The organism is Rickettsiella grylli, assembly GCF_000168295.1.
In the GTDB taxonomy this organism is placed as follows: Bacteria; Pseudomonadota; Gammaproteobacteria; order Diplorickettsiales; family Diplorickettsiaceae; genus Aquirickettsiella; species Aquirickettsiella grylli.
This window is the reverse complement of the sequence record NZ_AAQJ02000002.1, coordinates 1-14,828: the sequence shown is the minus strand read 5'-3', so window position 1 is coordinate 14,828 and position 14,828 is coordinate 1. Positions and strand designations below refer to the sequence as shown.

At 35.6% G+C, this 14,828-nt stretch carries 13 protein-coding genes; 3 read left to right on the top strand and 10 right to left on the bottom strand.

Going from position 1 to position 14,828, the window contains the following annotated elements:
* The 3 genes from RICGR_RS07335 to RICGR_RS07325 form a co-directional block, all read right to left on the bottom strand.
* Nucleotides 1-640 (bottom strand): IS256 family transposase (locus RICGR_RS07335; protein ID WP_006036018.1); only part of this gene is annotated, 640 nt, incomplete at its 3' end.
* A gap of 57 nt (nucleotides 641-697) precedes the next feature.
* Nucleotides 698-1,888: a sensor histidine kinase gene (locus tag RICGR_RS07330; RefSeq protein ID WP_006035927.1), complete on the bottom strand. Its 1,191-nt coding sequence runs from the start codon at nucleotides 1,886-1,888 to the stop codon at nucleotides 698-700.
* 64 nt (nucleotides 1,889-1,952) lie between these two features.
* A complete protein-coding gene (locus RICGR_RS07325) occupies nucleotides 1,953-3,638 on the bottom strand; it encodes a hypothetical protein (RefSeq protein ID WP_006035089.1) in 1,686 nt (561 codons plus the stop codon).
* Nucleotides 3,639-4,181: 543 nt separating this feature from the next.
* On the opposite strand from RICGR_RS07325, the gene RICGR_RS07320 reads away from it, so the two are divergent.
* Nucleotides 4,182-4,391 (top strand): hypothetical protein, encoded by a 210-nt coding sequence (locus tag RICGR_RS07320; protein WP_006034710.1) that lies wholly within the window; start codon nucleotides 4,182-4,184, stop codon nucleotides 4,389-4,391.
* A gap of 101 nt (nucleotides 4,392-4,492) precedes the next feature.
* A complete protein-coding gene (rpiA, locus tag RICGR_RS07315; protein WP_006035511.1) occupies nucleotides 4,493-5,161 on the top strand; it encodes a ribose-5-phosphate isomerase RpiA in 669 nt (222 codons plus the stop codon).
* Here rpiA and ahcY read toward each other — a convergent pair whose 3' ends face one another.
* From ahcY to RICGR_RS07285, 6 genes are all read right to left on the bottom strand, one after another.
* Nucleotides 5,162-6,478 carry an adenosylhomocysteinase gene (gene ahcY / locus RICGR_RS07310; RefSeq protein ID WP_006035585.1) on the bottom strand — a complete coding sequence of 439 codons (1,317 nt, stop codon included), beginning with the start codon at nucleotides 6,476-6,478 and terminating at the stop codon, nucleotides 5,162-5,164.
* A 125-nt stretch (nucleotides 6,479-6,603) separates the two neighbouring features.
* Entirely contained in the window at nucleotides 6,604-7,788 is a 1,185-nt protein-coding gene (gene metK, locus RICGR_RS07305) for a methionine adenosyltransferase (protein WP_006034974.1), read from the bottom strand.
* 132 nt (nucleotides 7,789-7,920) lie between these two features.
* Nucleotides 7,921-9,204, bottom strand: coding sequence for an MFS transporter (locus RICGR_RS07300; protein ID WP_006035211.1), 1,284 nt, complete (start codon nucleotides 9,202-9,204; stop codon nucleotides 7,921-7,923).
* Complete coding sequence (locus tag RICGR_RS07295) at nucleotides 9,198-10,511, bottom strand: MFS transporter (protein WP_006035942.1); 1,314 nt, start codon at nucleotides 10,509-10,511, stop codon at nucleotides 9,198-9,200. Before RICGR_RS07295 ends, RICGR_RS07300 begins: the two co-directional genes overlap by 7 nt.
* A gap of 154 nt (nucleotides 10,512-10,665) precedes the next feature.
* On the bottom strand, nucleotides 10,666-12,393 hold the full coding sequence (locus tag RICGR_RS07290; protein WP_006035339.1) for a hypothetical protein: 1,728 nt from the start codon (nucleotides 12,391-12,393) through the stop codon (nucleotides 10,666-10,668).
* 141 nt (nucleotides 12,394-12,534) lie between these two features.
* Nucleotides 12,535-13,119: a thymidine kinase gene (locus RICGR_RS07285; RefSeq protein ID WP_006035445.1), complete on the bottom strand. Its 585-nt coding sequence runs from the start codon at nucleotides 13,117-13,119 to the stop codon at nucleotides 12,535-12,537.
* A 63-nt stretch (nucleotides 13,120-13,182) separates the two neighbouring features.
* Between RICGR_RS07285 and RICGR_RS07280 the strand changes: the two genes are divergently transcribed.
* Complete coding sequence (locus RICGR_RS07280; protein WP_006035605.1) at nucleotides 13,183-13,740, top strand: thioredoxin family protein; 558 nt, start codon at nucleotides 13,183-13,185, stop codon at nucleotides 13,738-13,740.
* A gap of 85 nt (nucleotides 13,741-13,825) precedes the next feature.
* Here RICGR_RS07280 and RICGR_RS07275 read toward each other — a convergent pair.
* Nucleotides 13,826-14,828: hypothetical protein (locus tag RICGR_RS07275; RefSeq protein ID WP_040615750.1), on the bottom strand; the 1,003-nt coding region annotated here is incomplete at its 5' end.

Sequence of the window (14,828 nt, the reverse complement as noted above, 5' to 3'; positions counted from 1 at the left end):
AGAAACGAGAACCTTCATTTTCAGAAAGATACAGCCCTAAAATTTCTTTACGACCCTGATTGTTAACACCCAAAACCGAATAAAAAGCACGACTACTGACTTTTCCTTCAATACGCACCTTAAAATGCATGGCATCGAGAAATACGATGGGATACACAGATTCTAACGGTCTATTTCGCCATTCCGTTATAACCGGCATTAATTTATCGCTTATCAAGCTAATTTTAGCGGCTGAAACCTCAAGACCATACATATCCGCCAGATGTTCTTGGATCGCCTCATAGCTCATCCCAAGTGCATACAATGACAGTATTTTGTTATCTAAGGACTCGTTTAAAACCGTTTGACGTTTCTTAACCATTTGTGGTTCAAACGTTCCTAAACGGTCTCGGGGTGTTTCTAGCTCAAAACTTTCTGTCCCCGTTTTTAATAACTTACTGGTTTTTCCATTGCGTCGATTTGAGATATCCGTTGCTTTAGATTCTGATAAATGAGCGTCTATTTCCCCCTCTAACGATGCTTCGATAATTTGTTTTATTAACGGCGTTAATATTCCATCTTTTCCTGTTAACGATTCTCCTGATTTTAGCCGTGCTATCGCTTCAGCTTCAAATTCTTTACTGAGTATGGCTTGTTTCATGTCAACTCCTAAAATTGTTGATTTAGTTTAGCGTTGACACAGTTAATTGAATACTCCCTAATCCGGCAACGGTATTTCTTCTATCGTGGTTTCGCCCATCACGAAAGGTTCTTGAAAAGGAATGAAACACGTAAACGTAGCACCGTGATCCAATTCACTTTCAACGTAAATCTCACCATCCAGGTCATCAACGAATTGTTTGACAGTGGTTAATCCTAGACCTAAGCCTTTGTAAATCCCTTTGTAGGAAGGCGTTAAACGCTTGAACCGAATAAAGATCTCCTCTTGCTTATCTTTAGGTATACCCATACCGGTATCACTTACACTCAGTTCGACGATGACTTCTCTTGATTCTTTTTTCTTGAGTGCAATATTGACAGTAACCTGTCCTTTTTTAGTAAAGGTTAATGCATTGGAGAGCAGCTCTAATAGAATACGCTGTACGCGTACGGGGTCACCCATTACGTATTGAGGAATGCGCTCATCATAGTGAAACTGTAAAATGAGTTGCTTTTCTGCGGCCAAGGATTTATTAAGGTTGATGATTTCTTCCAATGGTTGACGTAAATCAAATTTCTTTTTAACGAATGGAATTTCACCCGTAGCGACTTGAATCCCTTCTAAGACATTATTATGGAAATCCAGTAAGGCATGGCTGGATTTAACAAGATCGTTCGCATACTCAGAAATAGTCAGATCGTTAGTTTTTGATTGCAGCAACTCAGCACACCCTATAATGCCAGACAATGGTGTTCGTATATCGTGACGCATGTTTTCTAGAAATTCAGTTTTAGCTTGGTTGGCCACTTCTACTTGTTTTTTGGCTTTTTTTAGTACTTCTTCTTGTTGTTTTTCTTTGGTGACATCAACAGCCACTCCTGTAATAGCAATTATTTTCCCCATTTCATCTGATACAGGGAAACCACGATCGATAATCCATCGCATTTCTCCGTCAGATCGAATAATACGATAATTTTCTCTAAATCGGGCTTTTAATCCATCCTCAACTACCTTTTGTTTCATTTTAAGAATAGGATGAATTTTTTGGTCTGCTGGATATAAATGGCTAATCCAAATACTCGGATCTTTATAAAGCGCTTCTCGGGATCGACCCCAAATTTCTTCATAAGCTGGGCTAACGTAGGCAAGATAAGTAAACTCTGGATCGCCAAGCCAATATACTTGTTCGCTCTGCTCAGCAAACTGGATTAAAAAAGATTTAATACTCTCTAACGTTAGCAGGCTCATAAAAATTCTCTCTGATTATTTCAAAGTAACTCATCGTTGAAGGATAGCTTAAATAATAAATAAACTATGTAATCTTCAATGTTGGGATGGAAACTCCAACACTATCTTTTTGTTCTAAATTAAAATCAATTTGATCTAATTGAAGAATAAACCGTTTTAATAAGTTTAATATCTGCTGAAAAATAATTTTTTTTTGCTGGGTCGATAATTGGGTTTCCCAAAAAATCATTTCTTTTTGAAAGCAACGATGAAAATCTTGAAACCAACGGTCATTTAATAAAGTTAACGATGAAGAATTTAATTCTGAACCTAATAAGGGAGAAAAAGATTTTAAGAAAGTTTGATAGATAACCACCGTCGCATAAAGAACGAAGCTTTGAATCAATGGATCGGGATAGCAGAGTAAGTCTTTAAACCACTCCGAAAAGTGCTGACGATGTAGATTGCTTTGTTGATCAAAAAATTTAAACGACAAAATCTGCGAAATTTCTAAATTTGCTTCCATACTATCTAAACCAAGCACCTTCCAATCGTGAATTAAAGCATCACCGACCCCACTCATGGCCATCGAAAGTTCTTTGAGAAAATTTCCCTTTGGGCAGTCTATTACTGACCATTCATTAAAGCGACAAACAAAAGCTGCACCTAAAAAATCAATGAGCGCAAATCGAGCAAAAATTTTAGGGATTATTTCTCTCGCATTTGATAATTTTCTATAAATAACATGGTTTTCTATAGAGGAAAACCCATATTGAAATATATCATTTTGTAAAAAACTGAACATCGATTTTGAATAGAATGTCATCCAATGATCGTGATTGTACTTCTTCTTTAGGTTACTTCTATTCAAGAAGTAATTTTTAGTTTCCTTTTGGAAAAGATCAGTATAAAAATCAGAATTTTTTGAAAATTTTATAGCGCTGTCATGCCATACTGTAAAGGTATCGAAGAAAATATCTCCCACTTCTTTTACTAAAGAAGCAATGATTTCCTGACAAACAAAATCATCTACATTTTTTTTATATCTATTGGAAAGCTCTTTTTTTTCTAAAATTAATGTTTCATCTTCTTTTGACTGGAAGAAAACTGCTTCGTTCTGAAGATGGCCATTTTCTAAGTCTAAATGATATTTACCAAAATAAGGATAAGTTTTCCCTGATCGCAATGAAAGATCTTCAGCTAAATTTACCGTAGCAGAAAAAAAGGTTTTTCCAGCGGTCTCAATTGTCTCCATCAAAGCAAATCGTTCAAATGGATATGGATGGTAATAAGCCAAACGATATAATTTTAGTCCCTGTTTTTTCATTGTCGCATCCCATGTTGTCATGATGGAATGCATATAATCACTGTATTTCCAACTCAGTAAAGTATCTACTCCTAAAGTATCCCAATCTTTCAAAAATAACCGCGAATGGGTGGCATCTTCATAGGTATGTGCATTGATTACTTCTTCAAGAGAATTTGGTGTTTGCGTATTACAAGGGTAACGAAGATAATACTGATTAAAATCCTCGAAGCCCATAACAAATTCAATCATGGGTGGCATCATATAAGCTAAGGTCTGATGATTTTTTTTTCGATTATGTCTAATCCAAGACTGTATTAAATGATGTTGTTTAAAGCGTTGTGCTTGATTATCAATTTTGGGTTCCAGAAAACACTGAAACTGGCTTAGAAAGGCTTTATTATTTTTTAAAAAGGACGAACTATTAAAAAGCGGTACTCGAGATCTTGCATAGGTTGAAAGCATAAAATTCTTATTATCGTAAAGATGAAATATAAAAAGTCAAAAGTACTTCAAATATACATTTTTTATTTCTAAATCTATAAAAAATGAAATGATGTGAAGTAGTAAAATAAAATTGTTTATCTTTTCCAGTAAAATGTCAATATTTTAAGCTCATGTATATTAACAATTTTCATTAAAGAAAGCGATTAAAACAGAAGAATTGCTTTTGCGCGTGAGAACTATTAAAGGTGAAAACTTCTAATCATTCTGCTATTGGGTAAAAATGACTTCTCAGGATTTATCCGATTATGTCCATGGATGATAATTTCTTAAGGCTTCTCTGTAAAATAAGTTACCAAGTAGGTAAAAAACATGATTTTCTTGCTAAATTTAAAGTTTTTTGCATATTGAATTAAATAATACGCGCATAGTATAGTTAAAAAAAGATAGTATTTTGTCACTTTTTAGCGGTTCAACTTAATTTAAAATTCAATAACCCGAGAGACAAATATTTTCTTCATAGAAGCAATAAGGATTTTAACAATTTTTTATGGAGATACATTTATGTTAGCGCTACCCCAACCAATACGTTATCAAATCGTCGCGCAATATCGAGATAATATGATGTTAATTAATATTCTCGATCAAGGCTTGTATTTTATACGTTCCGCTTATCAAATATTTACCATTCCAACACTGATGAATGGGTTTTCACAAGAAGATGCGGCTATAATAAAATATATTGTAAATTCAGAAAATCATAATTTGAAATAACCCTCTATTGATTAAAAAACATTTATTTTAAATAAGTTATATAATAATTTCACTCAAGCGTATCAACGTAAACTTTTAAAATTTTATCTCAGGGGATTTTAATGGAAATACAAAATCTTGAACGTTTAAAAAAAAAACTAGCAGAAACTACATTAGCGTACATTAGCCCCGGATCCATTTTAGGTCTAGGCAGTGGTAGCACCATCAATCATCTGATTACCGCATTAGCCGCTATTCGACATAAAATCGAAGGCGTCGTTCCAGCTTCCTTAGAAACTGAAAAACGATTAAAAGAACTTCATATTCCTGTTTTAGATCTAAATAGTGCCGGAGAATTAATGCTGTATATTGATAGTGCTGATGAAGTCAATCCTCATTTGCAACTTATTAAAGGAGGAGGAGGGGCATTAACGCGAGAAAAAATTATTGCTTCCGCAAGCCAGAATTTTATGTGTATTATTGATGAAAGTAAGTATGTCGGAATGCTTGGTCAAAAAGGTTTACCGCTTGAAGTGATTCCAATGGCGCGTAGTTACGTTGCGAGAGAGATAGTAAAATTGGGAGGATTTCCTTTTCTTAGAGATAAATTTATTACTGACAATGGAAATATTATATTGGATACTCAGCATTGGGATTTTACTGACCCTATTAAACTTGAACGTTTACTCAATAATATTCCAGGCGTAGTCAGTAATGGATTATTCGCCCAGCGTCCTGCAAATAAACTACTTATAGCCAATAAAAACGGCATCAAAATCATTGAAAGTTAATTAATAACGGTAATAATCCGATTTATAAGGCCCTTGGCGTTTTACGCCAATGTATTGCGCCTGATCAGGGGTTAATTGGGTTAATTTAGCACCTACTTTTTCTAAATGTAAACGCGCCACTTGTTCATCAAGTATCTTCGGTAACCTATAAACTTGTCCTTTTTGGTACCGTTCATTATATTGCCATAATTCAATTTGTGCTAAAACTTGATTAGTAAAAGAATTAGACATGACAAAACTGGAATGGCCTGTTGCACAACCTAAATTAACTAAACGACCTTCTGCTAGTAATAATAAACGTTTTTGGTCGGGAAAATTGATCTGATCCACCTGTGGCTTGATATTTAACCAATTAAATTGGCGTAGCCCAGCCACATCTATCTCTGAATCAAAGTGACCAATATTGCAAACGATAGCCAAATCTTTCATTTGTTGCATATGATTTAAAGTAATGACGTCTTTATTCCCCGTTGCCGTAACGAATATATCGCCTAATGCAACGACTTCATCCATCGTAACGACGCGATAACCTTCCATGACTGCTTGTAATGCACAAATAGGATCAATTTCAGTAATCCAAACCGTTGCCCCATACGCTCGAAGACTTTGTGCACATCCTTTTCCAACATCCCCATAGCCACACACAATAGCAATTTTCCCTGCAATCATCACGTCAGTGGCTCGCTTTAAGGCATCAATCAATGACTCTCTACAACCATAAAGATTGTCAAATTTAGATTTTGTCACCGAATCGTTCACATTAATAGCGGGAATACGGAGTGTTTTTTCTTTTTGCATTTGATAGAGTCTATGCACACCGGTCGTTGTTTCTTCTGATACTCCTTTAATCGCCTGTAGTCGTGTAGGATGCTTTTCATGAAGTAATAAAGTTAGATCGCCACCATCATCTAATAATAAATTGGGCGTCCAATCATCCGGTCCCGCTAATGTTTGTTCAATACACCACCAAAATTCTTCTTCTGTTTCTCCTTTCCAAGCAAAAACGGGTACGTTCTTAGCGGCCATAGCCGCAGCAGCATGGTCTTGCGTGGAAAAAATATTGCAGGATGACCAACGTACTTCAGCACCTAAATCAAGTAAGGTTTCAATTAAAACAGCCGTCTGTATCGTCATATGTAAACAGCCCGCAATCCGGGCCCCTTTCAGGGGTTTTTCAGAACCATATTTTTTCCGCAAAGCCATTAAACCAGGCATTTCTTTCTCGGCAATCGTTATTTCTCGTCGCCCCCAATCCGCTAAACTTAAATCTGCAACTTTATAGTCAGTGATGTTAATTTTTAACTTTTCTTCAATCATAAAGGAATACCTTTAAATACTAAAAAATTGAGCGAGCATCGCATCATTAAAATACTATAAACGCGCCGATACAATAGAAATCAGCAGTCCTCTTGTCGAAGAGGGCAAATTAAATGAAGAAAAAACTAAAACTCCGTTAATTTACTTTCATGCGCTAATAAATCCGCGCGTAATATTTCTTTCTTATCGATTTTTTCCCAAGGAAAATCTTCGTTTTCGCGACCAAAATGCCCATACGCTGCAGTACGTTTATAAATGGGTTTTAATAAATTCAACATTTCAATTAAACCAAAAGGTCTTAAATCAAAATGTTGTTGAATAAGCTCAATAATTCGTCGATCAGATAATTTAGCGGTACCAAATGTATTGATGTTGATAGCAGTCGGTTCGGCAACACCAATCGCATACGAAATTTGAATCTCACATCGATCCGCTAATCCTGCCGCAACAATATTTTTTGCCACATAACGGGCCGCATAAGCCGCTGAGCGATCAACTTTGCTCGGATCTTTTCCGGAAAAACAACCTCCGCCGTGACGGGCCATACCCCCATACGTATCGACAATAATTTTACGCCCGGTTAAACCGGTATCGCTTAAAGGCCCTCCAATAACAAAACGACCGGTGGGGTTAATATAATATTTTGTGGTTTGTGTTAACCAGGCGGGGGGGAAAATCGGCTTAATAATTTCCTCCATAACCGCTTCTTTTAGGTCATCATAGGCAATATCAGGATCATGTTGAGTCGAAAGAACAATGGCTTCAACCTCAGTAGGCTTTCCATTTTGATAACGTAAAGTAACCTGGCTCTTTGCATCAGGACGCAACCAATTTAAACTATTATTTTTACGTAGTTTTGCTTGACGTTCCATTAATCGATGCGCATAAGTAATCGCTGCGGGCATAAATACTTCGGTTTCATTACTGGCATAACCAAACATTAAACCCTGGTCACCCGCACCTTGATCAAGTTTATCCAGTTTATCAACTCCCTGGGCAATATCGGGAGATTGTTTACCAATAGCCGTCATCACTGCACAAGATTCCCAGTCAAACCCCATCGACGAACTGTTGTACCCAATTTCTTTAACGGTTTCTCGAACAATTTGTTCTACGTCAACCCAAGCGGTTGTCGTAATCTCTCCAGCCACCAAAACCATGCCTGTTTTAACGATCGCTTCACAGGCCACTCTAGCGTTCATATCCTGACGTAAAATTGCATCTAAGACCGCATCAGAAATTTGATCAGCCACCTTATCCGGATGACCTTCTGACACTGATTCTGAAGTAAAGGTAGTATAATTATCCATTTTTTATTCTCAAACTTTAAAAAAAGAAATAAGAATTTAACGATGTTAAATTTAAAAAAGTATATACTATCGAATCTTTTTTAAAATAGCCAATTTAAAACGTAATTGCATTATTTTAGAGCATTTTACACGTTACGACGTGGGTTCTTGCATTAAAAATGTCGCCATAAACGCAAGAGAAAATCCAATAGGGATGATGAGCAAGGCACGATGATAATCACTCGGAGAATACACTCTGATTTGATTGAATAGCATTCCTTGAAAGTTAGCATCCATTAACCAACCAAATAAAGGTTGGAACACGGCATAACCGCTGATGGCCATAAAAGACACAACGCTCACAGAAGTGGCGGTTATACTTTTCGGATTACTCGCTGCAACTAAAGGATAACTCAAAACTTGAGTACTCGTAAAAAAACCTAATGCAAAAAATAATAGCGCAATGTTTGTTATAGACGCCATTGGCACATCGATAATTGTAATCATTAAGACGAAAGAAATAATGACGCCTAACATCATCAGTGGGATACGTTTCTGAAACCTGTCAGAAACCCAACCCACAACAGGTCCACCTATAATGGTTCCTACGAAAAGTAAACTGGGTGCAAATGATGCTTCTGTTGCAGAAAAATGGTTCGCTTGCTGTAAAAACAACCCTCCCCAAATAGAACCTAAAAGAACCATCGGTAAATTTAACAACGCCACATAAAGACCACATAAGCTATTTTGTGGATTGAAATAAGCCAATCGCCAACTTTTTAAAAGACCCATACGAGAAAGTTCTTGATGCATTTTTTTTTGTTCTTGTTTTAAATTTTCTGGATAATCTCGAACGACGCTCAAAATTATTAAGAAAATAACAACCCCTAAACTGGCATCAAAAAGTAACGCATAGCGCCACCCTACGAATTCAACTAATAACGTTAAAGGTGTTTGAGCAACCATACCTCCCAACATAGCCATCGTGACAATTAAGCCACTGACCAACGCCATATTTTTTGCTGGAAACCAACGCGAGGCCAATCGAATGCTGCTTAAAAAACAGAACGCGCTACCAATGCCGCTCATAAAACGAAATAGAGCGGCTAAAAAAAATGAATGGGTCATTGCAAAAGCAGCGATACCAATGATACAAAGAAATAAAGAAAAAAGAATAATTTTACGGGTTGAAAATCGATCTAACAAAGCACCCGCAACGGGTAAAAATAATAAATTAGCATAAAAATAATAAGCAGAAAGTTTGCCTAATCCTGTTGCATTCAGCGAAAAAGCGCGCATCAAATCAGCACTGATCGCATTAAACATATTCATTTGAATAAATTCATAGAAAAAAAATAAAGCCGCTGAAAAACAAACGATCCATGCTAATTTTTTATCCTGTTCTAACGCACGCCTGCTATAGGCCGAAGTCAGCATAAATTTTTCTCATGGATAAATGGTTGGCAATAGGTTTCACGCAAACAAAACGCTACGATCAAACTCACACTAAAACCGAGAGGGATTATAGACATTCCATATAAAAAATTACTACGCGAATAATACGGAACTCCGTGTAAAATAGTTTGATTCCAATTTAAATCAATCAACCACCCAAATAAGGGTTGAAAAACGGCCCCACCTCCCATAATCAGAATCGAAGCCAGGCTGGTCGCAAGACCCGTTAAATGTCTCGGATTACTTTCTGCAATTAAGGGATAACTAATAATTTGTGTACTCGTAAAAAACCCTAACAGTAAAAACAAAACAAGTAACGTATAAAAATGCAACGTGGATATCAATAAAATAGCGGTTAAAATAAGCAAGGAAAATAACGCGCCTATAATCATCAGCAATCGTCGCCTCGCAATAAAATCAGAAAACCAACCGACGAAAGGTGAGCCAATAATAGTTCCTAAAAAAATCATGGTTGAAACTAAAGAGGCTTGCGTTTTTTCCAAATGATGCACTTGCGTTAAATACAACGTTCCCCACAACGCGCCCAGTAAAATAATGGGTAAATTTAAAAGACACGTATACAATCCAGCTAAAATATTCTGTTTATTTTGCAACGATAAACGCATACTTTCCATCACCGGAATAGGCTTAATAGCACTTTCTATTATTTTTTGAGATGGATACGTCATGGGATAATCACGAACAAAAAGATAAATTAATAACGTAATTAAAAGACCTAATCCTGCGTTGATCAGAACTGCATTTCGCCAGCCTAATGCATGCACGACTAATGCAAAAGGCGTTTGCGCCACTATTCCTCCGGACATTGCAATCGTTATAATAATACCAATGATCAGTGCTAATCTTTGCGAAGAAAACCAACGTGTTGCTAATTTAATACAACTTAAAAAGCAAAAAGCATTACCTATCCCTGCTATAAAATGGCTCAATGCTGCGACTTTAAAAGAAGCACTAAAAGCAAACAGAATCGTCGATAAAACGACCATCACCATGGCGGTGAGTATAATTCTACGAATTGAAAATCGATCGACAAGAACGCCCGCAAACAATAAAAAAATAACATCTGCATAAAAATAAGTGGCAGACAAAAACCCCAATTGGCTCGCATTGATTGAAAAATCACGCATTAACTCCTGACTAATCGAGTTAAACATACCCAGCTGAATGAATTCATAAAAGAAAAAGAGTGCGGCGGACAAACAAACCAGCCAAGGTTCGAGCGTACAAAAACTGCGATCATTCATTCGCTTAGACGGGGTTATCACCATGAACGTGCCTCAAATAGAATTAACTTCACGAATTTTTAGTCTTTTATTTTTATAGCCTATTTGGGAGGCGTAGTGTATAACAAGACCGCTCCAATGTCCAAGTCAAACCATCCCGATGAAGTTTTACAATGAGTGTCACCGTATTGTTCACTGTTCAGGAAGAATGCGTCCTTAACGTTGAACTGTCTGATATTTGAACATCTAAAGAAGCCAACGACGATCGTCTGAAAAAAGTGCAACTTAAACCCTTTAAAACTTGTTTCGTTGCGTTTACTCTCGCAGAAATGAAGTCGCTCTCTTCATCTTTTATACGATTACTCGCATAGGAATTCATAAAACAGGCAACACTCGCAATACGAGAAAGACGAGAGTCTGTAAAAACCAGCGCAGCATTGCCTAACGCATTGATTATTAATGCAAAAAACTCCACGAATTTTGTCAAATAATACGGGATGTCTTTCGTAAAATGAAGGCTAACATTACTTTTCAATAAACTATTACACCATGCCAGCGCGGTATTTAACGTAAACGGTAGATCGCCGATGATTGCCGCTAAGGTTATCGCATCCGCAGCAACCCAACCTAATAACCCTGCTAAAGTCGCTGTACCGGTAAAATCTAAATAAATTAAACCAAAAAAAGCAGCCCCCATAACCACTATTTTTAAAGCATAATTGAAACTGTGCCGCCACTTAAGATTTTGCCATTTTTCCATCATGTTTTGCTTAATTATTTGCCACGAAAGCTCTGATTTCAATATCTCAGTAAATGTTCTAAACATCACGATACTTAAACCAACGAGCAACGCACTTGCTAATAGACCTAATAAAATGACAGTCACATGGGGGCATGTTACGGCCAAGGTGGAACAAATAAGGGCTAACATTTTTGAACCTTCCAGATACGTAATGGCTGCCGCTGCAATGCCGACCGATAAAGAAAAAAATCCAGCCGGTAGAAGTAAACATTTTTTACTCATCGATAATTGAAGACGATGACCGTGTTGATCGATAAATTCAGTCCTGTTGCCATTCCAAAGATTTTGAAAAAACTGCGGAACATGCTGTGAAAAAAGTTGAAAATTAGCTTTGGTTCCTGCTAAAAAAATCAACAAACTTAAAGGAATGACCATTCCCAGTGGCCCGCTAAAACTCGTTAATAATATAAAAATAGCACCGCCGGTACTCAATCCGCACGCGAACGATGCCAGTAACCCAATCATTAAACCGCATCCATAAAAAAACTTATCAGGCCATCGTACATAAGAAGCAATTAATTGAGTAGCCTCTAAAAAGGTATTTTCAATCGTTTCATACGGCAAATTAAATTTTTTATACTTTAAAAATTCTTTAATATACCCTATTAAAGTTTCTTTTTTAAATTTCTTCTTTGCATTAACTTCAGTATGCGCATACTCGAGTGATTCTAAAAAAAAGTTGATCAACGCAATTTCTTCAGTATTTTCAGCACTGTTGGCCGCAATTTCTTTAAATTGCCACAATTTTTCATAGACTAATTTAAATAATCCTAAATGGATTAATCTTCTAATCGATTTATTTATATTTTTTTTAAATTTTAGTTGTTGACGTTTTTTTTTATATTCATTATCGGCATCATTAATCCAATTTTCTTCCAAATCAGCCCACGCCTGAATAAAACAAAATAATTTAAATATATTTAATAATTCTATTTCCATATTAAATAGAGTTCTATCAAACTTGTTTTTTTTTACATTCGAAATAATTGCGTCACGTAGCGCCTCATTATTAATCATTTCTTTACTTTGAGCCTTTTTGACAAAAGCGAATTGCTCCGTTAAACCTGAGACGTAAAGTTTTTCAATGTATTTCTTTGAATAATTGGATACTCTATGAGTAGGCATAAAATTTATTTTTGAATAAAAACAATTCCCATCTGGAAAAATACAAAAATCAATTCTAAGCCGGTAAGATTAAGAAAATATTAATAAAAAAGGTGGCGGCTATCTCTCAATAAAGATGCATTTTTAGACTATTCCCTAAAATTAAATTTTATCCGCCAATTTAAAATGCTTTCTGCAAACTGCCACATAACGCTCATTACCGCCTATTTCGATTTGTTTACCCTCTGTTAACTTACGATGGCGTGCATCAAATCGTATATTCATCGTCGCTTTACGGCCACAATGACAGACTGTTTTTATTTCAATGATTTCATCAGCCCATATTAATAAATACAAACTTCCTTCAAAAGGTTCCGCCCGAAAATCACTCCGCAAACCATAACATAAAACAGGGATATTAAAACGATCAACGATAACCGTTAATTGTAATACTTGATTTTTTGTTAAAAATTGCGCTTCATCGATTAAAACGCATTTGATTATTTTCTGTTTTTGAGTTAAATAAGCGTCCATTTTTTTTAATAAATCGTCTTTTGGTGTAAACAAATTCGCTTCTGCGCTTAAGCCAATTCGTGAGCATATACGACCCGATTGAGAACGATTATCGATGGCGGGAGCAAACAGTAAGGTTTCCATACCACGTTCTTTATAATTGTAACTGGCCTGAAGCAATGTTGTACTTTTGCCCGCATTCATCGCTGAATAATAAAAATAAAGCTTAGCCATAGTCAAAAATATCAAAATTAGTTAAATTATGAAAACGCTTAACCATTAAAGAGGAATATTTTTATGACACTCACCCCTTCTCGCATGCTCCCATTAGGGACCAAAGCACCTGATTTTACACTACAAGATACACTGACGAGCAAGCCCTATCATTTATTCGATCATGTGCGTGATTCGAAAGCCACCGTCATTATGTTTATATGTAACCATTGTCCTTTTGTAAAGCATGTTATTCAGGAGATTATTCGTTTAGCGAAAGACTATCAAGCGAAGGGCATTTCATTTATAGCCATCAGTGCGAATGATGCCCTAAATTATCCAGAAGACGCGCCTCATAAAATGACACAACTGGGCAAACTATTAAACTTCAGTTTCCCCTATCTTTATGATGAAACTCAATCAATAGCCAAAGCGTATCACGCCACCTGTACTCCTGATTTTTTTATTTTCGATAAGAATCTCTTATGCGTCTATCGAGGTCAATTCGATGACTCTAGACCTAGCAATAAAATTCCAGTAACCGGTAAAGACATTCGTTCAGCTTTAGAAAACATACTCAAAGAAAAACTGGTTAATCCACACCAATTACCGAGCATGGGTTGCAATATTAAATGGAAATAAGTCGAAATTTAGTTGACCCTTTTGTAAACTAAAGAAAAAGTCGCATCGTCGTTTGATACGGAAAATTTGCTGTTTGTTTTATTTTTTAAACATTGATTCGACCAATCGAAATAGAGCAGTTTTTTTCATTTTCATGTTCATACTGGCCAGTTTCCAATGCTTTTGCCAATTCATTGACACACCTTTGTGCATTATCGGATAAAAGAGAAATCTCACCTAAGAGTTCTTTTACGTTTTCATGACTGTTTAATCTATCGATTATTTCTTGACGCGATTGGGGAAGATCAAGCAAACGTAAACTCATCGATGTATTTTCCATCTCTATTTTTGAAGATTTAAGTCGTACTTGAATAGAAAACAAAGCATCTAGAACGTGAATATGCGGCGTTTTTTCGATGCGTCGAAATTCTTCCTCAATTAAGTTCAAAAATAATTTTTTCGCTAAACGTTCTCTAAATCCTCGTTTAAAAACGGGATAAGGATTCATACCCGCTACTATAAAATGCCACCATTTTAGTTTAAAAATCTCATTTTCGATTCGCTTTAAATCAACACATTGGTAAGCATTGAAAAGAAATTTTTTTACAAAAAAATGCTTATGATATGCATTGAAAAAATAATATTGACCTGATAAAAAATTTAAGACATTTTTGAAATAATTACTTTTATTTTTTAAATATTTTTTTGGGTATACAACAGTGTCGTCATTATGAATAAAAAATTCATTTAAAATTTCGAAATGCCGTTCTAAAATCTTTTTCAGACTATTATCTACAATAAATGCATTTAAAAAACGAGGCTCTTGAAATATTTTTATTTTCTTTATATTTTGTAAATCAAATAAACGATACTTATTATTAACAGGTAGTGAGCCTTGTTTAAATAAACTTAAAAAACATTCTAAATAGTTAATTATTTTATCCCTATTAAATTCTTTTTTCATCCGTTCATAAGAATCATCTAAAGCGTAAATATACGTTAAAGAAATTCCCAAGCGCTGAGAAAAAAGATCAATTTTTTTCAATGTTTTCTTTATTTTCTGAATTGAAAAAATAATATTTTCAGCATACAAAATAAGCGCTTTAAAA